This is a genomic window from Kitasatospora sp. MBT63, assembly GCF_000710465.2.
Classification (GTDB): domain Bacteria; phylum Actinomycetota; class Actinomycetes; order Streptomycetales; family Streptomycetaceae; genus Kitasatospora.
This window is the reverse complement of sequence record NZ_JAIZ01000170.1, coordinates 1-19,306: the sequence shown is the minus strand read 5'-3', so window position 1 is coordinate 19,306 and position 19,306 is coordinate 1. Positions and strand designations below refer to the sequence as shown.

The following is a 19,306-nucleotide window of genomic DNA, read 5'->3' as shown; positions in this document are numbered from 1 at the left end:
ACTTCGCGTGGACTTCGGCTCCTTCTTTAGCGACCTCACAACCAACGTGATCGGCGGGCTTGCACTCCTTGCAATTGGCGTATTCATCGCCAGCCTCGCCCGAAAAAGGCGCAGGGCAAATAATGCACTGCTGCAAGTGAAGTCACGTCGCCAGGTCCCACAGGACTGGGAGATTGCGCTTGGAAGTTCTGGCTTTCTAGGTCAGCCAGTTCCGGAGTCGGTCAGCAGAGGAGCCCCGGGACCTGCGGGAGATCCACCCTACCTCGAGCTCTATAACTGGTTTGCGCAATTCAGCCCATACGACGTCAGGCGCAGTACAATTCTACTTGAATTGCAAAATATTTCCGACGAGCCAATTCAGATCACGGATATCGATATTGAGAAAAGCGTCGATGGAGAGCCTGAATCGATCGTCTCCGTCCGCTACCCCGGAGGCGGGGCCGCCCGCGTCACTGCCGTCGCGGTCGATCTCGACCAAGACTTGCCACGCCCTCGACAGATCACTTTTGGCGACGGGCCTGAGGCGATCGAAGAGAAGCCATATTTCGAAAACAATATGATTGTACTCGCACCATCCGAGGTCTTTTCCATCAAGATCGTCGCCTTGGCGCAAAGGAAGCGCTACACATGGTCTGCACGTCTCCGCATCTCCGCCCTTACCTGGCCTGAAGACAGATGGGTTCCTATTCCCGGCGGGCCGTTCCGGACGACGGGTACTCCGCAACACGGATACGCCAGAGCGATGCTCTGGGCATGGTTCGCTGGCCCGTCCGGAGCACAGTTCAGGGACGCCCCCGGTCTCGAGCCCCAATAGGCCCCTGGCTGCCTGAAGCGTGGACGGTGCGCCGCGGGTGGCGGAGCGGCTTTGGCCGGTGTCCTGCCTGGTCTGGGTCCGAGCATGATCGGGGGGCCGTAAGCTGCTGCGACTCGGTCAGGGCTTCTGGGCCTGACCGCAATTTGGCCGAGTGGCCCCCCGGTCTTGCTCGGTGCGGGTCCCGGTCCCGACAGGTGGGTAAAGCCGTGGAGCCACCCGCCCCGGCCCCGGCGGGGTTGGCTCTAGGCTCTGTTTGCCGCTCATTCTCGGACCTAGCGAGAAATCTATTCGTGCCGAAAGAGCTCTGACACCTCTGATCAACCGTTACGTGTCACCCGATCAGGCGCGACCATGGCGCATCCTGCCCCGATGCGAACGACACACGGCATTCGTACTCAGCCGCTGCCACAGCGATCATCCCTCCTGATCCGCCCGGCCACTGTCCAGCTAGGGCCCCGAGGCCTGTTGCACGTCCCTATTGAACAGCCGATCATCAAAATTCCATGGCATGGTGCGAAAAAGTGTTACATGGGCGAAATTTAACTCTATTTCTCGATGCTCGAATGTGATCACCAGGGCCGCACTTCTACTGTACGGATAGTTTCAGGATCCAGCACCTCACAGCCTTCCATTGGAAATATTTCCAACGACACCCGAGTGGCACGCCATGCTCAAGCGTGAAATAATGGCGAAAGAGGATGCAAAGGAATCCATAGTCAAGACTCGGGATGCCCGGCCATGGGGAACGATCGGCATGCCAGAATTTGGAATAGTCACAGCGCTGCCAAAGGAATTCGCAGCCACGAAAGCGATGCTTCATCAGCCGCAAAGAATGCACGTGCCAGGCGATCACAACATCTATGAAATTGGCCACATGCCGGCCCGCGATGGATCCGGCGATCACAGTGTGGTCCTTACCCTACAAACGCAACCAGGGAATAACGCGGCAGCAATATCCGCGACTAGCCTGCTAAGAACCTTCGGGTCAATCACAGATGTACTCATGGTTGGCATCGCAGGGGGAGCCCCTGACCACCGAAGGCCGGGACATCACGTCCGCCTTGGGGATATTGTAATCTCTAATCACTATGGGATAATCCAGTACGACCTCGTCAGCCTAAGCCCAGAAGGGGCGGTCTTTCGCGGCGCGTCAAGACCCCCATCCACGCCGGTGCTCGCAATGGTTAACTATTTAGAGGCCGAACGCCTCTCAGGACATTACCCGTGGGAGAAGCACATGCGGCGGGGGCGGAATATACCCCATGCGGATCGCCCGCCAGACTCGACAGACGTAATACATACTCCAAAGCCTCCGTATCGTGGAACATTGACGCACCCGCAGGACTCCGATCGAAAACCAGGGCACCCCAAGGTCCATTACGGAAGGATAGGGTCAGCGAATATCCTTCTGAGAAATCCGCAAATCCGCGACCAGCTGAGAGACGCTCTCGACATCCGGGCCTTCGAGATGGAATCATCTGGAATTGCAGACGGCTCCGGCCAGCACGGATTCTTAGCTATCCGCGGTATTTGCGACTACTGCGACCAATACAAGAATGACATTTGGCAGCAATACGCCTCAATTGCTGCTGCCGCGTACGCTCGTGCTCTGATCGAGGCGTTCCCCATTGATGCCGCTCAGTAAGTGATGGCCTGTGGGGGCTCCGCCTGGCAGGTGGGAGAATCGAGAAGTCGCCGGTGCCATCCTTTCTTGCTGTCCCGATCCGGCGGTCGCGCCGGGACCGGGCGCCAGCCCGCACGCCCGGCGTCGGCCGCCGCGGACGGGTCAGCGGCGCGCGCTGGCGCGCGCCCTTGACCTGGTAAAGCGGAATTCGGCAGTGACTCCGGTACGGCTTCGGGGCTCGCGGGTTACAGCGTGACGCGGACGACTGCGGTGTCGTCGTGGGTCTTACCGCGGGGCCAGCGCCGGCCCTCGGTGTCGCTCAGCTCCGCAGCTCGGACCTCGCGGATCAGCGCGGCGGGGCCTTGTTCGCGGATCAGCCTCAGTGCCTCGGCCCAGTCGGCGAGTTCGAAGCGGTCGACCAGGCGGGACGCGCCGTCGCTGAGCAGGGTCACCCCGGTGAGGGCTGCCCGGGGCACGCTGCCGGTCAGTGAGGCGTACGCCGCAGCGGGGTCGGCAGCTGCGACCCAGAAGCCCTCGGGCTGGTTGCGGTGGGCTCGCATGGCTTCGACGTAGTCGCGCAGGGCGGTGGCGTGTTCGGCAGTGCCGGCGGTCTCGACGTCCATGGCTCCGCGCAGAGCCGCCCCGACCATTGCCTCCCGGTCATCGGTGACCGCCACCGGGCCCCGGTCGTCGGTGTGTTCCAGCACGAGGGTGGAGTCGGCCAGGACCAGGTACTCGACGGCCTCGTCCGCCAGTCGCACCGCGACGACCGTTGCCGACGGGGTGCCGGGGTGGGTCAGGTCGCAGGTGTCGGCGTGCACCTCGGCGGTCTGCGCGATGGCATCGGCGAGGCAGTCGGTCAGCGCGCGGTCCGGCTGGTTGGTGACGGCTCCGAGAAGGCTGACGCCGAGTCGGGAGACGTACCAGGCGACTCCGTGGGTGCAGCCGCTCTCGGATCCGGCCGGGGTGCCGGCGCCGTCGAGCAGGACGACGGCGGTCGGGCTCGCGGCGGTGAAGTCCTCGTTGGGACGCTGCGGGTGGGCGGGCTCGGTGGCGATCTCCAGATGCACGTGCTCAGTCTGCCTGGTGACGGTAGAACGGCGACAGCAGACGGACGTTGACGGGCTCGTTGTTCGCCGGGTCGTAGTCCACGTTCACCAGGACGGAGAACCGCTCGGTGCCGACCTGGCGGTAGAGGTCGGCGAGATCGTTGACGATCAGGTGGACGACGCCGAGGCTGCCCTGCGGGTGGATCCCGGTCAGGACCATGATCAGGCCTTGACCGTCCGGGCGCGGGAGCCGGCCGAAGTAGGCGACGTCGGAGTTGGTCTTCGGGGTGGAGTCCATGCCTGCGCGGTAGGAGATGCCGGACTCGTGGTCGCGGAGCGTCCACGGGCCGTCCTCGGCGCGTTCGAAGCTGATCGACGGGTCCTGGGCGAGGACGTCGGCGACGTGGCTGGAGAGCCGGGGGCCGCAGATGACGATCATGTCCTCACGATTGAGGTCGATCTCCCCGCCGATGGGCACGTGCTCGAAGCTCGGGTCGAGCTTGTAGGAGCGGGCGAGGTCGCCGAGGCGCTGGGCCGCGGAGAAGTCCTCGGCGGCCAGGACCGGACGGGAATTGCCGGCCTCCTGCTTGAGCGGGGTGGCGATGATCAGCCGGGCGTTCCCGAGGAACGCGCCCTCGGGTGCCGGGGCGGACTGCTTGAGCTGGTGGATCCGGCCCCGGGTCAGCCCGGCCTCGGCGGCGATCTGGGCGTACGACATGCCCTGGTCGTGCAGCTCGGAGATCACCCGCTGCCGGAGCCGCGACAGCTCGGTGACCTCCTGCTGAGCCTCGGCCAACCGCACCGTGGCCGCCCGCAACAGCGCGAACGGGTCCTTGATGGCGGCGATCCGCTGCGTCTCTCCCGCCACGTCTCCTCCTGTGTCCGGCCCTGTCAGCGCAGAGTCTAGGGGGATGGACAAGATCAGCAAACGCAGGTGCAGCCTGGCGTGCTGGGGGCGGTCAGTCATCGCGCTTCTCCTGGCGGCTGGTTCGCAGCCGTCACTGTCTAGGGGGCTATACACCCCGTGATGAGGACTTCTTCGTGTGGATGCGAGGCGTCACCTCTGCGGGGGATGCTAGCTCGGCCCAGACCGTCTGGGAGTCATCGACGTCACTGCTGGCCCCCCAGTTGTCGGCGAGTCCGGCCATGATCGCCAATCCCCGGCCGAAGTCGTCGACCTCCTCGGTGCTTCGGTAGGACGGCTCAGACCCGGCCGCACCCTCGTCCGTGACGGCGATGCGGATGACCCCGCGCCGCCGCCGGATCTCCACCCAGAGCACGCCGCCGGCCCCGGACCTGCTGTGCAGGATGGCATTGGTGACCAGCTCGGAGACGATCAGCTCGGCGTCGTCGACCTGCGGAAGGCGGTGAAGCGCGTCGCGGACCAGCTTCCGCGCACACCCGACCGCCTCCGGCACTCCCGGGAACTGGACGATCCAAGTCATGGCTGTATCCCCTTCGCCTCGCGACGCGTCCGGTCAACTACATTGAGTGAAGCTCGAATCCGAGCTTGAAAGCTCGGGTCCGAGGTTGTCAAGCTGTTGTGACGAAACGTGAGATGAGGTCCGCAATGGGGGAGTTGGATCGACCGGCTTACCTGCGGGTCGCTGACGCACTGCGCGCCGAGATCCTCTCGGGTGCGCGTGAGCCTGGATCACGGATGCCGAGCATCGCGGATCTGTGCCGCGATCACGGCCTGTCCGAACAGCCGGTCCGCCAGGCACTCCGGGTGCTGGCCGCAGAAGGGCTGACCGAGGGGCGGCCGGGCTCCGGCACCTACGTCCGCTCTCGGCCCGTGCCGGCGCGGATCGCGCGGGGCCGCTACCGGGCCGCCGGGAGCCCGTTCGCAGCCGAGAGCCGGGAACGGAGCGTCGAGCCGTCCTGGACCAACAACTCGCAGAAGACCTACGCGACCAGCGCGCTGGCCGTCCGGCTGGGCATCGCCGAGGGCGCGCCCGTGATCCAGTCGCAGTACGTGTTCCTGGCGGACGGCGCACCTGTCCAGCTGTCCACCAGTTGGGAGCCGCTGGCGGTGACCGAGGGCAGTGTCGTCGTCCTGCCGGAACTCGGGCCGCTGGCCGGCCGCGGGGTGGTCGAGCGGATGGCGCACATCGGCATCACGGTCACCCGCGTGACCGAGGAGGTCATGGCCCGGCCGGTGCTGGAAGCCGAGTCCGGCCCGCTCGGGATCCCGCTCGGCTCCACAGTGCTCGCGATCGAGCGAACCCATTGGGCGGGCGAACTCGTGGTTGAGGCAGCTGACATCGTGCTCGGCGCCGACCGTACTCGGCTGACCTATACGATCGATCTTCCGCCTAACCAAGGCGAGTTGAGCGAATAGGCCCAGGCAGGTCACGGTTCGGAGACGCGCGCACCTGGGCTACTCCAGGACTGCGAGGCTGCCGGGCATGTCTGATGCCGAGGATCTGCCACCTATCCCGCCGGCCCCTGAGTCCCCTCCCCTTGTCCCCCAAGAGCCGAAGACAAAGAGTCGCTGGACGTTGCCTCTGGTGACGGGGGTGGCGGGCGTCGTCATCGGCGCTGGAGGTGTCGGTCTCGCCTGGGCGGCAGCCGGGGCCGACGGCAAGGTTGCTGCAAGCCCGACCGCCGGAACGAAGGGGGACAGCTCGGGCTTCACCCTGCTCGGCACGATGACCCTCTCCGGATCCAATCGTCCTGTCGGCTCCGACGGCTGCGCCGGTCGAAGTGGCTACGACGACATCCTGGAAGGGACGTCTGTGACGGTGTACGACGCCAGCGGCAAAGTCGTGGCAGAGGGAGAGCTCGGCGGCGGCATCCGCAAGGGCACGGCGTGCGAGTTTCCCGTACATGTCGGCCATGTGCCCGAGACGTCGAACTTCTACCAGGTGGAGGTCTCGCACCGAGGGAAGCTGACCGTCTCGGTGGACGACGCAAAGGCGGGCAGGTTCGCCGCGTCACTTGGCTGAGACTTCGGACCTGCTACTGAACAGCGCTCGCGACTGACGCCACCTTCCCGCGCCTGCGCATCACCGGCTCGGCATCAGTCCGAAGTGCAACCCAGGCAGTCGACTGACGCTCCGTCAAGATCTTTGTATATACCCCTAGACACTCACCGCCTCCGCGGCTTACCGTCTTGTCTACCCCCCTCGACAGCTGTCTCGGGGCGGTCGATCCTCGACTGTCTAGGGGGGTGCACAAGGAGTGCTCTCATGGCCATCCGTGGCGCGATCCCCGTCCGCTTCGAGGACGTCTTTCCCGCCGGCGCCTTCGCCGTCTCCGTCGAACCGGTCGCCGACTTCGAGGCGAGCAAGAGCGGCGCCAAGGTGCAGGCGCGCGACAAGACGACCGGTCACCCGCTCTGGGTGGTCTCCGTCGTCGACCCCGACCCCGAGGCGCGGGACACCTCGGCCCGGGTGAAGGTCGCCGCCCCGGTGCTGCCGGTCCTGCCGGACGCGGCGCCCGGACTGCCCTTCCGCCCGGTCGAGTTCGACGGCCTGACCGTCACCGCGTACGTGAACAACGGTGGCCGGGTCGCCTACTCGTTCCGCGCCTCCGGCCTCCGCGCACCCGCCGCTGCCCGCCCGGCGGCCAAGTCCGCGGCCTGACCCACCACCCGGGCCCGGCGTCCGACCGCCACCACGGCCGTACGCCGGGCCGGTGCCCACCCCCTCCGCAACGAGAAAGAGGTGAACCACCCCCATGTCCAAGCCGATCCACCCTCGCTTCAAGACCGCCGTCCTGCTGCTGGCCGCCGCCTGGCTCGCCTACTCGACCGCCCTCGCCCACCTGGGCCCCCTCGGCGGTGCCCTGGTCCTGACCCTCTGCGTGGCCGGCCCGGTCGCCGCGCTGGTGTACCGGGCGAAGTCGCTGCGCTCGCGGATCCGGCGCGGCTGGCCGGACCTGACCTACGCCCTCGGGCTGTGGCAGCAGGCACCCCTGCCGCGCTTCGACGCCCCGTACGAGTACGTCTGGCCTCGGATAGCGCGCATCCGCCGCCACCCGGGCGGGCTGGACGTCCTGATCGGCCTGCTGCCCGGCCAAGTACCGGACCAGGTCGCGCAGCACGCGCAGGGCATCGCTCACGCCTGGCGCGTCCACCGGGTCGAGGTCACCAGCGCGCGCCGCGGTGTCGTGGTGCTCCGGGCCTGGACGGTCGACCCGCTCGCCGAACCCTTCACCACCGGCCGAGCCGCACCGACCCTCACCCGTCCGCCCCTCGCGAAGCGGCTCCGCGCATGGTGGGACCGGCTCGCAACGCTTGCCCGCCGAGCCCGATTTCACCTCCGGACGCTTGCTCGCCGCACTCGCACGGCCGCCGCGTCGGCCTGGGCGGCCTCGGCTCTGGAGCTTCCGGGTCCTGGTCGCCGCCCTTCGGCTCTCACGGCGAGCAGCGCGCCTGGTGGCCGAGTTAACGGAGGAGGTGGCACTCCGTCCAAACCGGTGGGCCCGTCGGCCGGGTGGGCGTCGGTAGAGATCGGCACCCGCGAGGACGGCTCCCCGTGGCGGCTGCGGCTGCACGGCACGCACGTCCTGGTGGCCGGGGTGACCGGCGCGGGCAAGGGGTCGATCCTGTGGGGCGTCGTCCGGGGGCTGCTGCCCGCCGTCGCGGCCGGGCTGGTGCAGATCTGGGCACTGGACCCCAAGCGGATGGAACTGTCCTTCGGGGTCGGCCTCTTCGCCAAGTACGCCTGCGACCCGGAACGCATGGTCGACCTCCTGGAGGACGCCGTCGAGCGGATGCAGGAACGGGCCCGGTCCTTCGCCGGCCTCGTCCGCTCACACGTCCCGACCCCGGACTCGCCGTTCGTCGTGCTCCTGGTCGACGAACTCGCCTTCCTCACCGCCTACCAGTCCGACCGGGACCTGCGGCGTCGCGCCGAAGCGGCCATCGCCACCCTGACCAGCCAGGGCCGCTCGGTCGGCTTCTGCCTCGTCGGCGCCCTCCAGGACCCGCGCAAGGAAGTGATGAACCTGCGCAACCTCTTCCCCGACCGCGTCGCCCTGCGGATGGACGAAGCAGCGCAGGTCGACATGGTCCTCGGCTCCGGCGCCCGTGAGCGCGGCGCGTACGCGGACCTGATCTCGCCCGACCCGCACACCGGGGCCGGCGTCGGCTACGTCCGCAACGAGGGCAACCCGGAACCGGTCCGCGTCCGCGCCGCCTACGTCCCCGACTCCGAGATCAGCGCGCTCGTCGCGCAGTACGACCCTGACCACTCGATCTACGCAGTGTCTAGCCCCCTCGACAGCACCTCGGAAGGTGGTGACCGGCCGTGATCCTCTCCGGCTCCCTCGTCCTGCTCCTCGGCGCCCTGATCGTCGTCCTGCTCCGGCACAAGGCCCTCAAGGTCACCGACCTGCTCCTCTGCGGAGCCTTTGGCTTCCTGCTCGCCGACACCGGCGCCGCCGCCCTGATCCGCTCCCTGCTCGGCTGGCTGGCCAAGTCCTTCGCCGCCGTCCACCCCTGAACCACCCCACCACCGGAGGTACCCGCCATGACCGATGACCGCCTCCCCAGCGCGGCCAACTACCCCGTCCCCGAGCCGGAGGCCGGCGAGGACCCGCGCTTCACCCGCCGCCTGATCTTCGACGTCGCCCGCCTGATCGAGGACGCCGGATTCCCGCCGATCAGCGCTGGCCGGGACCTCGTCCGCCTCATGGAAGCCCTGTACGCCTTCTGCTACTCGGACGCGCCCCGGTGACCGGCACCACCCGCGCCGAACGGGCCAGGATGCCACTGGCCCGGGACGTGCTCCGCACCGTCGCCGAGGAACACGGCGTCTGCGTCCGCCCGGTGGCCGTCCGCCGCACCGACGTCCTCACCGGCCAGACCGAGATCGTCGACATCCCCTGCGGCTCCACCCGCGCCAGCCAGTGCCCCACCTGCGCCGAACGCAAGCGCCGCCTGCGCGCCGTCCAGTGCCGCGAGGGCTGGCACCTCACCGAGGAACCGGCCCTCGACGCCGACCCGGCCACCGACGAACAGCGCTTCCTCACCGAACTCCGGGCCGACCTCACCAAGGCCCACACCGAGGCCGGCGACCCGAACGCCGAGGACCTGGCCGCCGTCCTCGCCGAGGTCGACGAACAACTCGCCGACTCCGGCGTCCGCGGCACCCTCGAACCGGCCACCACCGCCCGGCGCGTCCGCTCCACCCGCCGCCGCCAGGACACCCCCGACCTCCCGCGCCGCCCGGTCGAGGCCCGCACCCTCGGCAAGGCCTACACCACCCCGGACGGCAAGACCTTCCGACCCTCCCTCTTCCTCACCCTCACCCTGCCCTCCTACGGCAAGGTCCGCGCCAACGGCACCCCGGTCGACCCGGCCGACTACGACTACCGCCGCGCCGCCCGGGACGCGCTCCACTTCCCCAAGCTGATCGACCGGTTCGTCCAGAACCTCCGCCGCTTCGTCGGCTTCGACGTCCAGTACTTCGCCGTCGTCGAACCGCAACGCCGCCTCGCCCCGCACCTGCACCTCGCCCTGCGCGGCACCATCTCGCGCACCGAACTGCGACAGGTCGTCGCCGCCACCTACCACCAGGTCTGGTGGCCGCCCGCCGACCGGCCCCGCTACACCCCCGACCGAGCCCCCATCTGGGCCCCAGAACTCGACGCCTTCACCGACCCGACCACCGGCACACCGCTCCCGACCTGGGAGGAAGCCCTCGACGACCTCGACCAGGACCAGGACCAGGACGCCGAACCGCTGCACGTCGTCCGCTTCGGCCCCCAACTCGACGCCCAAGGCGTTCTCGTCGGCTCCGACCAGGCCGGCCGCTGCATCCGCTACCTCACCAAGTACCTGACCAAGTCCGTCGCCGAGTGCCACAGCGCCACCACCGCCACCGAGGCCGACCACATCGACCGCCTCGCCGCCGAACTCCGCTGGGAACCCTGCTCGCCGACCTGCGCCAACTGGCTCCTGTACGGCATCCAGCCACGCGGCGCCCACCCCGGACTCCACGCCGGCAACTGCCGCGCCCGCGCCCACAAGCGCGAACACCTCGGCTACGGCGGCCGCCGCGTCCTCGTCTCCCGCAAGTGGTCCGGCAAGACCCTCACCGACCACCGTGCCGAACGCCGCGCCTGGGTCCTCGACGTCCTCGGCGACACCACCACCCGTCCCGACCCGACCCGCTACCTCTGGGCCCTCGTCCGCCCCGGCGACCCCGACGCCACGCCTCTCGCCACCCGCCTCCTCCGCGCCGTCGCCGAACGCGTCCGCTGGCGCCAAGCCCTCGACCAAGCCCTCGCCAACGCCGAAGGCACCACTCCCCCGGCTCTCCGAACAGCACTCGAAAGGAAGGCAGCATGACCACGAACAGCATGATCATCCAGCGCAGGTGGCACACGACGGCCGAGGTCGCGGCCATGCTCGGCTTCGGCCTCTCGAAGACCAAGATGCTGGTCCTCACCGGACAGATCCGATCCGTGAAGATCGGGCGGGACCGGCGCATCCTCCCGGCCTGGGTGGACGAGTACGTCACCCGCTGCACCGCCGACGCTGAGGAGTGGGCAGCGTGAGCGGCAAGAGGGGCAACGGTGAGGGGTCGATCTACCCGCGGAAGCAGGGCGGCTTCGCCGCGTACGTCTGGGTCACCAAGCCCGACGGCACCCGCGACCGGAAGTACGTCTACGGCAAGACCCGGACCGAGACCCACGACAAGTGGCTGAAGCTGCACGCCGCGGCCAAGGCCGGCCCGGTGACCACCAGCGCGCCCACGCTCGGCGGCTACCTTGACTACTGGCTCCGGCAGGTGGTCGACCCGCACCTCAAGCCCAAGACCGCCGAGACGTACGAGATGCACGTCCGCCTGCACATCGCTCCGGGGCTCGGCTCGAAGCGGCTGGACAAGCTGACCGTCCGCGACGTCCGCGAGTGGACGAACAGCCTGCTCGACGCCTGCCAGTGCTGCACCCAGGGCAAGGACGCCGCCCGGCCGGCGGCTCACCGTGACCCGAAGCGGCGTCAGAGGTGCTGCGCGATCGGCCGGTGCTGCGATCAGCGGCTGTCGCACCGCACCGTCCGGGATGCCCGCAACACGCTCCGCTCGGCGCTGACGACGGCCATCTCCGAGGAACTGATCACGAAGAACCTCGCCGCCCTGGTCAAGCTCCGAGCGCCCAGGAGGGCCCCTCGCAAACCCTGGTCCGTCGAGGAGGCCAAGACCTTCCTGGAGTCCGCGCGACGCGACGGAGACCCGTTCTACGCCGCGTACGTGCTGATCCTGGTGCTCGGCCTGCGGCGCGGTGAGGTGCTGGGCCTGACGTGGGGTTCGGTGGACCTGGACGCCGAGCTGCTGACGGTGGAGGCCCAGCTGCAGCGGATCCGGCGTCAGCTCGTCCACGACGAGACCAAGACCGATGCGTCGACCGCGGTCCTTCCCTTGCCGGACATCTGCACGGCAGCCCTGCGGTTCCGCCGTCAGGTGCAGGCCGCCGCCAAGCGCTCCACCGGCGACCTGTGGGCCGGGCTGAACTTCGCCTTCACCACCCGCACCGGCTCGCCGATCGAACCGCGCAACTTCAACCGCTCGTTCAAGCGGCGGTGCGAGCTGGCCGGCGTCCGCGTGATCCGGCTGCACGACACCCGGCACACCTGCGGGTCGCTCCTCGCCGCGCTGGACGTGCACCCGCGGATCGCGATGCAGATCCTCCGGCACAGCAAGATCGCGGTCACGATGGAGATCTACACCCACGTACCGTCAGAGGCGACCCGTCGGGCGCTGAAGAAGCTCGGGAAGCACATCACCACTCCCGAAGCGCCCGAGCACCCGGCGTAGTTGCTGTACTTCACTGCTGTACAGACGATCAAAGGCCCTCCCGGATGATCCCGGAAGGGCCTTTGACATTGGGTGGAGCTGAGGGGATTCGAACCCCTGACCCCCTCGATGCGAACGAGGTGCGCTACCGGACTGCGCCACAGCCCCAACGAGAAGAAACTCTATCACCTCCGCCGGGCCACTCATGACCGCCTCGGTGGACGGACCGCCCCGCCGCGGTGGCGGTGGCCTGCGGCGGGGCGGTCGGGTCGGCGTCGGCGGTCAGGAGCGGACCGGACGGGGCCCGGTCACTCGTTGGCGGCGCGCAGGCGGGGCCGGCAGTCGGCCTCGGCGGCGGGCGGGGTGTGTTCGGCGTACTGGTCGAAGAGCGGGGTGTTGGCGCGGGGCGGGGCGGCCGCCGTGCGGCCGGAGTCCCAGGTGCCGGGTGCGTTCAGGTCGAGGCTGCGGGTGACCCGGGGGGCGACCGGCGCGGTGACGTAGGTGGGCAGCGGGACGGGGACCGGCTCCCAGGAGTCGGGCCCGGCCGCGCCGCGTTCGCGCATGCCGTCCACCCACTCCTCGTGCTCGGTCGCCTCGGCGACGGCGGTGGTCGCCGCCTGCGGCCGGGCGCCGCGGCCCTGCCGCCCGCCACCACGTGTCCCCTCGAGGTCCGGGTCGGAGTCGGTCCCCGGCCCGGCGGCCCGCGGTCCGGCCGCACCCTGGTGGGCGCCCGCGTGCCCGCCGGGTTCGGCGGCGAGCCGCAGGTGGGGCCGGTCCGGGTCGGCGGCGTGCGCCGCGTCGTGCCCGTTCGGTGCGGAGCCGCGGTCCCGGTCCGCCGCGGCGCGTTCGCGCTCACGGGCGCGCAGGCGTTCGGCGGCCTGGGCGGCGCGCGCCCGGTCGAACTTGACCTCGTACCGCTGGCGCTCCAGCCGCCGCAGGTGACCGATGTAGAGGGTGAGGAGCAGGGCCGGGATCATCGGCAGCCAGATGAAGGCCACTCCGGAGACCGCCGCCGCGATGGCACCGAGCGCGAAGGCGAGGAAGAGCGCCGTGACCATCCGGCGCCGCCGGGCCAGCAGCCTGGCCCGCCGTTCGACGGAGGCCGCACCCTGCGGATGACCGGACGCGTGCGAGCCGTGACCGTGGGCGGTCTGGCCGTGCCCGCCCTGGCCGTGCGGCGCCTCGAGGCGCGGCACCGGCGCCACGACGGGCTCGGACTCGGACTCACGCTCCGGCTCACGCGTCGGCTCGGGCACCGACTCGGGCGCCGGCTCGTACGGGCGCGCCGCGTCGGGCCGCCGCGCGGGGTCCGGGACCGCGTCGAAGCCGGCTCCGGCGTCGGCGTCGGACCCCGCGTCGGAGCCGAGGCCGGAACCGGGGTCGAGGTCGGGGGCGACGCCGGCCGTGCCGTCGTCGCCGTCGGTCTGGTCACCCAGGGTCCTGGCCGCTCGCCGCTCCATGGCCGACCGTCCGGCCAGCAGGCGGATCGCGGTGCTGAAGCGTTCCGTCGGACGTGACTCGTTGAGCTCGTCCTGCCTGCGGAGCCACATCGGCACCAGATAGGCAGCCCAGGCCCCTACGATGACCGCGTAGATAAGGCCGCTACTGCTCACGTTTCACACGGTACGGGCGTAGGAGAAGGCCTGGCAGCAATTTGGCGCGGCGTGTCGTGTGATCAAGCTGATTCTCCGACTATTTTGCCGGTATTTGTGACGGCTCGACCCGGGCGCGATGCCATATCGATATCTATTTCGAACATACATTCAATTACCGGGCCGGAGGCCACTTCTGACCGAGCGCCAGCGAGTCAGCATCCCCTCCGGAACCTCCTCCGCCGTCAGTGCGTACACGAGGTGGTCACGCCAGTCGCCGTCGATGTGGAGGTACCGGGGCCGCAGGCCCTCCTCGCGGAAGCCGAGCTTCTCGGCGACCCGCCGGCTGGGCCGGTTCTCCGGTCTGATGCAGACCTCGACCCGGTGCAGACCCAGGGTGCGGAAGCAGTGGTCGACGGCGAGCGCCACCGCGGTCGGCATGATGCCGCGGCCGGCCGCGGTCTCGTCGACCCAGTAGCCGACGTTGGCCGAGCACATCGAGCCCCAGGTGATGCCGCCCACGGTGAGCTGGCCGACCAGCTGGTCCCGGTACAGCACCACGAACGGCAGCATCCGGCCGGCGGCCGCCTCGCCGCGCAGGTAGCGCACCATCTGCCGGTAGGTCGGCCGCGACCCGGCGGTGCTGCCCGACGGGGCGGGCGGGACGGTGGCCTCCCAGCGCCGCAGCCAGTCCCGGTTGCGGCGGCTGATCTCCTGCCAGGGGCGCTGGTCGCGGACCCGGATCGGGCGCAGGGTGATGTCCCCCTCGCGCAGTTCGACCGGCCAGCCCGCGTTCAGCTCGTGCTCCCCTCGGACGGCCCGGCCCCGGCGGCGTCGGGCCTCGGGTGGTCCCCGCCGGCCAGCTGGTCGACCGCGTGCGGGAGCAGCGGGGCGAGGACGGCGAGGCCGTCCCGGACGCCGCCGGCCGAGCCCGGCAGGTTGACGATCAGCGTACGTCCGGCCAGGCCCGCCAGCCCCCGGGAGAGTGCGGAGGTCGGTACCTTCTCGCGGCCGTACGCCCGGATGGCCTCGGGGATGCCGGGGATCTCGCGGTCGATCACCCGGGCGGTCATCTCGGGGGTGAGGTCCATCGGGGAGATGCCGGTGCCGCCGGTGGTCAGGACGACGTCGTACCCGGCCGCGACGGCAGCGCGCAGGGCGGCCTCGACGGGTTCGCCGTCCGGGACCACCTGTGGGCCGTCGGCCTCGAAGCCCATCTGCTGCAGGCCCGCGACCAGCAGCGGGCCGCCCTTGTCCTGGTAGACGCCGGCCGAGGCCCGGTTGGAGACGGTGAGCGCGAGGGCCTTCACCGGGCGTCCTCGCGGGCCCAGTCACCGCTCTTGCCGCCGGTCTTGGTGAGCACCCGGACGTCCTCGATCGAGGCGGCCTTGTCGACGGCCTTGACCATGTCGACGACGGTGAGCCCGGCGACGGCGACGGCGGTCAGCGCCTCCATCTCGACCCCGGTGCGGTCGGCGGTCCGCACGGTGGCGGTGATCTCGACGGCGTCGTCGGCGACGGCCAGGTCGACCTTCACCCCGGAGATGGCGATCGGGTGGCAGAGCGGGATCAGGTCGGGGGTCCTCTTGGCCCCCATGATCCCGGCGATCCGGGCGACCGCGAGGGCGTCGCCCTTGGGGACGCCCTCGCCGCGGAGCAGTTCGACCACGCGGGCCGAGACCCGGACCCGTCCGGCGGCCACCGCGGTGCGCACGGTGGTGGCCTTCTCGGAGACGTCGACCATCCGGGCCGCGCCGGTGTCGTCGACGTGGGTGAGGCGGTCGGCGCTGGGGTTGTCGGTCACGGGGTCACTCCAGGAGCGCGGGTCGAATACCGCGCTACCGTACAACCAAGCCCGGCGCCGGGCTCACCCCGACTGCTCCGTGAGCAGCACGACGTCGACGGTGCTCCCGGCGGGCAGCGCGGTGGTGTCCTCGGGGACGGTGATCAGGCAGTTGGCCCGGGCGAGCGCGCCGACCAGGTGCGAGCCCTCGCCGCCGACCGGGGCGACCCGTCCGTCGGCGTACCGTCCGCGCAGGAACTGCCGGCGTCCGGCCGGGGAGCGCAGGTCGGCGGTGCAGACGGCGGACACCACCGGGCGGTGGACGTCGGGGGCGCCGAGCATGGTGCGGATGACCGGGCGGACGAACAGTTCGAAGGAGATGTAGGCGCTGACCGGGTTGCCGGGCAGGGCGAGCAGCGGCACGCCGGTGCCCTCGCCGATCCGGCCGAAGCCCTGCGGCTTGCCGGGCTGCATCCGCAGCCGGCGGAAGTCCATCCCGCCGTAGCTCTCGAAGACCTCCTTGACCACGTCGTACGCGCCGACGCTGACGCCGCCGCTGGTGACGATGAGGTCGGCCCGGCCGAGCTGGTCCTCGAGCACGGAGCGCAGCACCCCGGCGTCGTCGGGGACGCCGCCGACCCGGTAGGCGATGGCGCCGGCGTCCCGGGCGGCCGCGGTGAGGGTGAAGCTGTTGGAGTCCCAGATCCGGCCGGGGCCGGTGGGCCCGCCGGGCTGGACCAGCTCGCTGCCGGTGGAGAGCACCACCACGCGCGGGCGCGGGCGGACCCGGACCGTGCCGCGGCCGATCGCGGCCAGCAGGCCGAGCTGGGTGGGGCCGAGGACGGTCCCGGCGTCGAGCACCTGGTCGCCGCGGGCGAGGTCGCTGCCGCGGCGGCGGACGTGGTCGCCCTCGCCGACCGGGCGCAGCACCCGGACCTCCTCGTCGGCGGTGGCCGCGCCCATCGCGTCGGCGGCCCGCCCGGTGCCGGTGCCGCCGTCGGTCCACTCGACCGGGGCGACGGCCTCGGCGCCGGGCGGCAGCGGGGCACCGGTCATGATCCGGGCGGCCTGCCCGGGTCCGACCTTGGGCAGGTCGCCGGTGCCGGCAGCGATGTCCCCGACCACGGCGAGCACCGAGGGGTACTCGCCGGTGGCGCGGGCGGTGTCGGCGGTGCGGACGGCGTAGCCGTCCATCGAGCTGTTGTCGAAGGGCGGCAGGTCGACCTCGGAGCGGACGTCCTCGGCCAGTCGGCAGCCCTGGGCGTCGAGCAGTTGCAGCTCGATCGCCGGCAGCGGGGCGGCCCCGGCGAGGACGTCGGCGAGGTGCTCGTCGACGCTCCAGAGCCGGGGCGCCGGGCCCGAGGGTTCCTCGCAGCAGGGGTTGTCGGTCCCGGTCATCGCCTCACGCCCACTTCTCCACGGTTCGGCCCGCTTGGTTCAGCTGTGCATCTCGGTGGCGACGAACTCGGTGAGCCAGGACCGGAACTCCGGGCCGAGGTCCTCGCGTTCGCACGCCAGACGGACGATGGCGCGCAGGTAGTCGGCGCGGTCGCCGGTGTCGTAGCGGCGGCCCTTGAACAGCACGCCGTGCACCGGGCCGCCCTCGGACTCGCCGCGGTCGGCCAGCTCGCGCAGCGCGTCGGTCAGCTGGATCTCGCCGCCGCGGCCGGGGGGCGTGTTGCGCAGCACGTCGAAGACGGCCGGGTCGAGCACGTACCGGCCGATCACCGCGTAGTTGGACGGCGCGTCGGCGGTGTCGGGCTTCTCGACCAGGTCGGTGATCCGGAAGACGTCGTCGCCGAGGCCGTTGGGCTTGACGGCGGCGCAGCCGTAGAGGTGGATCTGGGAGGGGTCGACCTCCATCAGTGCGACCACGGAGCCGCCGAGCTCCTGCTGGACCTCGATCATGCGGGAGAGCAGCGGGTCGCGCGGGTCGATCAGGTCGTCGCCGAGCAGGACCGCGAACGGCTGGCCGGCCACGTGCTGTTCGGCCACCAGCACGGCGTGGCCGAGGCCCTTGGGGTCGCCCTGGCGGACGTAGTGCATGTTGGCGAGCTGGACGGACTCCTGGACGCGGCGCAGGCGGTCGTGGTCGCCCTTGCGGGTGAGCAGCTCCTCCAGCTCGTACGCGCGGTCGAAGTGGTCCTCCAGGGCCCGCTTGTTACGCCCGGTGACCATCAGTATGTCGGAGAGCCCGGCGGCGGACGCCTCTTCGACGACGTACTGGATGGCCGGCTTGTCGACGACCGGCAGCATCTCCTTGGGAGTGGCCTTGGTCGCCGGCAGGAACCGCGTCCCCAGTCCGGCTGCGGGCACGACAGCCTTGGTGACGGGGGGGCGGGCGTTCGTCTGAGTCATGCGGTGACCTTACTAAGGCGTGCTGGCGCCCAACTGAGAGTGATATGAACCGACTATGAAACCGTATCCCGCGCGGCCCCCGTTGCGGTGGCCCGGGATGCTCCGGCGGACGCGAGGGAGTCCTCGTCCGCGCAGGTGGCCACACTACCGGGCCCGTCGGGCCGGTCCGGAACGATCGGGTGAGGGCTGCGGGGCGGTTGTGCGACCGTCGCGTCGACGGTCGGTGTACCGCCGGGTTCGGCGGGCAGCTCCCGTACGCGGGCGGCCCGTTCACCGGCAACCCCTTCGTGGACGATCGCCCCATTGACGCCCGGCGCGGGCGCGCTCCGCTCGTGGGCGGCGTCCTCGTCCTCGCGAGCGGTCTCCTCGTCCTCGCGAGCGGTCTCCTCGCGGACGGCCGGCGTCGGGTCGTCCGGCCCGGCGCCGCCGCACCAGCGGTCACCGCCGGCGGCCCGGGCCTCGGCCAGTGCCCGGTCGGCCGCGCGCAGCAGCAGCGCCGCGTGCCCGCCGTCCCGGGGCAGCACTGCGACGCCGACCGCCGCGGTGAGCCCGTTGCCGGTGGAACGGCGCGGGGCGGGGCCGGCCGGCGACCAGTCCAGCAACTGGTGGCGGCGCACGGCCCAGCAGAGCCGCTCGGCGACCTGGGCGGCGCCCTCGGCACCGGTGTCCGGCAGCAGCACCAGGAACTCCTCGCCGCCGTAGCGGCCGAAGGTGTCCGAGCGGCGGATCTCGATGCTGAGCCGCTGCACCAGGTCCCGCAGGATCGCGTTGCCCCGGCCGCGGCCGTGCTCGGCGACGATCGCGTCGAAGCCGGCGATCTCCAGCATCAGCAGGGCGAGCTGGCGGGGGCGGCCCTCGGTCTGCTCGGCCCGCCGGGAGCGTTCGATCTCCCGGTCGAGGGTGAGCTGCAGGTGGCGGTAGTTCCACACCCCGGTGAGCGGGTCGCAGGCCGCCGTGCGCTGCAACTCCTCGCACTCCTGCTCGAGTTCGGCGACCCGCTGGAGCAGTTCGGCCTCGCGCACCGAGGTCCGGGCGACGGTCCGCCGCAGCCGCAGTCCGCACCAGCCGGCGGCGGCCAGCGCTGCGCCGCCGATCGGGGCCAGCGCGTGCACCAGGAGCGGGGTGGACATCGGCGGCCTTCCTCGTGTCAGGCTCTGCACACCGTGCCGGTGCCGAGCTGTGGAGATCCCTTGACTGCCAATCCGTTGTCCAACGACAAGGCCGCGCTGAGGTCACGGCTGCTGGCCGCGCGGCGGGCGCTGAGCAGCGCCGAACGGGTGGCGGCCGCCGAGGCGCTGGCCGGCCACGCCGGGGCGCTGGCGGCGGCCGCGGCGGCCGG

21 protein-coding genes and 1 tRNA gene are annotated in these 19,306 nt (G+C 70.6%); 11 read left to right on the top strand and 11 right to left on the bottom strand.

Going from position 1 to position 19,306, the window contains the following annotated elements; all coding sequences use genetic code 11:
- The first annotated feature begins 7 nt into the window (after window positions 1–7).
- Both AA75_RS47320 and AA75_RS45455 read left to right on the top strand, forming a co-directional pair.
- A complete protein-coding gene (locus AA75_RS47320; protein ID WP_149038084.1) occupies window positions 8–814 on the top strand; it encodes a hypothetical protein in 807 nt (268 codons plus the stop codon).
- Between the two features lie 667 nt (window positions 815–1,481).
- On the top strand, window positions 1,482–2,459 hold the full coding sequence (locus tag AA75_RS45455) for a hypothetical protein (protein ID WP_082526431.1): 978 nt from the start codon (window positions 1,482–1,484) through the stop codon (window positions 2,457–2,459).
- 224 nt (window positions 2,460–2,683) lie between these two features.
- Here AA75_RS45455 and AA75_RS11940 read toward each other — a convergent pair whose 3' ends face one another.
- The 3 genes from AA75_RS11940 to AA75_RS11930 all read right to left on the bottom strand — a co-directional run bounded on the left by AA75_RS11940 (window position 2,684) and on the right by AA75_RS11930 (window position 4,932).
- Complete coding sequence (locus tag AA75_RS11940; protein ID WP_033819895.1) at window positions 2,684–3,508, bottom strand: protein phosphatase 2C domain-containing protein; 825 nt, start codon at window positions 3,506–3,508, stop codon at window positions 2,684–2,686.
- Window positions 3,509–3,512: 4 nt separating this feature from the next.
- Window positions 3,513–4,355: a sigma factor-like helix-turn-helix DNA-binding protein gene (locus AA75_RS11935; RefSeq protein ID WP_033819894.1), complete on the bottom strand. Its 843-nt coding sequence runs from the start codon at window positions 4,353–4,355 to the stop codon at window positions 3,513–3,515.
- 145 nt (window positions 4,356–4,500) lie between these two features.
- Window positions 4,501–4,932: an ATP-binding protein gene (locus tag AA75_RS11930; RefSeq protein ID WP_051812163.1), complete on the bottom strand. Its 432-nt coding sequence runs from the start codon at window positions 4,930–4,932 to the stop codon at window positions 4,501–4,503.
- 113 nt (window positions 4,933–5,045) lie between these two features.
- Between AA75_RS11930 and AA75_RS11925 the strand changes: the two genes are divergently transcribed.
- The 9 genes from AA75_RS11925 to AA75_RS11885 all read left to right on the top strand — a co-directional run bounded on the left by AA75_RS11925 (window position 5,046) and on the right by AA75_RS11885 (window position 12,255).
- Complete coding sequence (locus tag AA75_RS11925) at window positions 5,046–5,828, top strand: GntR family transcriptional regulator (RefSeq protein ID WP_233288998.1); 783 nt, start codon at window positions 5,046–5,048, stop codon at window positions 5,826–5,828.
- A gap of 178 nt (window positions 5,829–6,006) precedes the next feature.
- On the top strand, window positions 6,007–6,435 hold the full coding sequence (locus AA75_RS11920; RefSeq protein WP_233288996.1) for a hypothetical protein: 429 nt from the start codon (window positions 6,007–6,009) through the stop codon (window positions 6,433–6,435).
- 243 nt (window positions 6,436–6,678) lie between these two features.
- Window positions 6,679–7,074 (top strand): hypothetical protein, encoded by a 396-nt coding sequence (locus tag AA75_RS11915; RefSeq protein WP_033819892.1) that lies wholly within the window; start codon window positions 6,679–6,681, stop codon window positions 7,072–7,074.
- A 94-nt stretch (window positions 7,075–7,168) separates the two neighbouring features.
- Window positions 7,169–8,746 carry an FtsK/SpoIIIE domain-containing protein gene (locus AA75_RS11910; protein ID WP_051812162.1) on the top strand — a complete coding sequence of 526 codons (1,578 nt, stop codon included), beginning with the start codon at window positions 7,169–7,171 and terminating at the stop codon, window positions 8,744–8,746.
- A complete protein-coding gene (locus tag AA75_RS11905; RefSeq protein WP_033819891.1) occupies window positions 8,743–8,937 on the top strand; it encodes a hypothetical protein in 195 nt (64 codons plus the stop codon). Before AA75_RS11910 ends, AA75_RS11905 begins: the two co-directional genes overlap by 4 nt.
- Window positions 8,938–8,964: 27 nt before the next feature.
- Window positions 8,965–9,171: a hypothetical protein gene (locus AA75_RS11900; RefSeq protein ID WP_033819890.1), complete on the top strand. Its 207-nt coding sequence runs from the start codon at window positions 8,965–8,967 to the stop codon at window positions 9,169–9,171.
- The gene (locus tag AA75_RS11895) at window positions 9,168–10,787 is read left to right on the top strand and encodes a replication initiator (RefSeq protein ID WP_233288995.1); all 1,620 of its coding nucleotides are present in this window, start codon (window positions 9,168–9,170) and stop codon (window positions 10,785–10,787) included. The genes AA75_RS11900 and AA75_RS11895 overlap by 4 nt, the downstream gene beginning before the upstream one ends.
- On the top strand, window positions 10,784–10,996 hold the full coding sequence (locus tag AA75_RS11890; RefSeq protein ID WP_033819889.1) for an excisionase family DNA-binding protein: 213 nt from the start codon (window positions 10,784–10,786) through the stop codon (window positions 10,994–10,996). The genes AA75_RS11895 and AA75_RS11890 overlap by 4 nt, the downstream gene beginning before the upstream one ends.
- Window positions 10,993–12,255, top strand: coding sequence for a site-specific integrase (locus AA75_RS11885; protein ID WP_033819888.1), 1,263 nt, complete (start codon window positions 10,993–10,995; stop codon window positions 12,253–12,255). Before AA75_RS11890 ends, AA75_RS11885 begins: the two co-directional genes overlap by 4 nt.
- Window positions 12,256–12,328: 73 nt before the next feature.
- Here the strand turns inward: AA75_RS11885 and AA75_RS11880 are convergent.
- The 8 genes from AA75_RS11880 to AA75_RS11845 form a co-directional block, all read right to left on the bottom strand.
- Window positions 12,329–12,402, bottom strand: a tRNA-Ala gene (locus tag AA75_RS11880).
- A 140-nt stretch (window positions 12,403–12,542) separates the two neighbouring features.
- Window positions 12,543–13,847, bottom strand: coding sequence for a gephyrin-like molybdotransferase receptor GlpR (glpR, locus tag AA75_RS53670; RefSeq protein WP_063794336.1), 1,305 nt, complete (start codon window positions 13,845–13,847; stop codon window positions 12,543–12,545).
- A 150-nt stretch (window positions 13,848–13,997) separates the two neighbouring features.
- Complete coding sequence (locus AA75_RS11870) at window positions 13,998–14,624, bottom strand: GNAT family N-acetyltransferase (protein ID WP_033819919.1); 627 nt, start codon at window positions 14,622–14,624, stop codon at window positions 13,998–14,000.
- On the bottom strand, window positions 14,621–15,136 hold the full coding sequence (locus AA75_RS11865; protein WP_033819887.1) for a molybdenum cofactor biosynthesis protein B: 516 nt from the start codon (window positions 15,134–15,136) through the stop codon (window positions 14,621–14,623). The genes AA75_RS11870 and AA75_RS11865 overlap by 4 nt, the downstream gene beginning before the upstream one ends.
- A complete protein-coding gene (gene moaC / locus AA75_RS11860) occupies window positions 15,133–15,630 on the bottom strand; it encodes a cyclic pyranopterin monophosphate synthase MoaC (RefSeq protein ID WP_033819886.1) in 498 nt (165 codons plus the stop codon). Before moaC ends, AA75_RS11865 begins: the two co-directional genes overlap by 4 nt.
- Before the next feature lie 63 nt (window positions 15,631–15,693).
- Window positions 15,694–17,007 (bottom strand): gephyrin-like molybdotransferase Glp, encoded by a 1,314-nt coding sequence (gene glp, locus AA75_RS11855; RefSeq protein WP_033819885.1) that lies wholly within the window; start codon window positions 17,005–17,007, stop codon window positions 15,694–15,696.
- A 39-nt stretch (window positions 17,008–17,046) separates the two neighbouring features.
- Entirely contained in the window at window positions 17,047–17,967 is a 921-nt protein-coding gene (galU, locus tag AA75_RS11850) for a UTP--glucose-1-phosphate uridylyltransferase GalU (protein ID WP_033819884.1), read from the bottom strand.
- A 53-nt stretch (window positions 17,968–18,020) separates the two neighbouring features.
- Complete coding sequence (locus AA75_RS11845; RefSeq protein WP_051812160.1) at window positions 18,021–19,097, bottom strand: GGDEF domain-containing protein; 1,077 nt, start codon at window positions 19,095–19,097, stop codon at window positions 18,021–18,023.
- Window positions 19,098–19,306 lie beyond the last annotated feature (209 nt).

What these genes read in the sequence shown, in the direction of transcription:
- AA75_RS11915 (WP_033819892.1), top strand. Translation starts at nt 6,679, where the DNA reads ATGGCCATCCGTGGCGCGATCCCCGTCCGCTTCGAGGACGTCTTTCCC.
- AA75_RS11890 (WP_033819889.1), top strand. Translation starts at nt 10,784, where the DNA reads ATGACCACGAACAGCATGATCATCCAGCGCAGGTGGCACACGACGGCC.
- AA75_RS11930 (WP_051812163.1), bottom strand. Translation starts at nt 4,932, where the DNA reads ATGACTTGGATCGTCCAGTTCCCGGGAGTGCCGGAGGCGGTCGGGTGT.
- glp (WP_033819885.1), bottom strand. Translation starts at nt 17,007, where the DNA reads ATGACCGGGACCGACAACCCCTGCTGCGAGGAACCCTCGGGCCCGGCG.
- AA75_RS11910 (WP_051812162.1), top strand. Translation starts at nt 7,169, where the DNA reads ATGTCCAAGCCGATCCACCCTCGCTTCAAGACCGCCGTCCTGCTGCTG.
- AA75_RS11845 (WP_051812160.1), bottom strand. Translation starts at nt 19,097, where the DNA reads ATGTCCACCCCGCTCCTGGTGCACGCGCTGGCCCCGATCGGCGGCGCA.
- AA75_RS11925 (WP_233288998.1), top strand. Translation starts at nt 5,046, where the DNA reads ATGAGGTCCGCAATGGGGGAGTTGGATCGACCGGCTTACCTGCGGGTC.
- AA75_RS11900 (WP_033819890.1), top strand. Translation starts at nt 8,965, where the DNA reads ATGACCGATGACCGCCTCCCCAGCGCGGCCAACTACCCCGTCCCCGAG.
- galU (WP_033819884.1), bottom strand. Translation starts at nt 17,967, where the DNA reads ATGACTCAGACGAACGCCCGCCCCCCCGTCACCAAGGCTGTCGTGCCC.
- AA75_RS45455 (WP_082526431.1), top strand. Translation starts at nt 1,482, where the DNA reads ATGCTCAAGCGTGAAATAATGGCGAAAGAGGATGCAAAGGAATCCATA.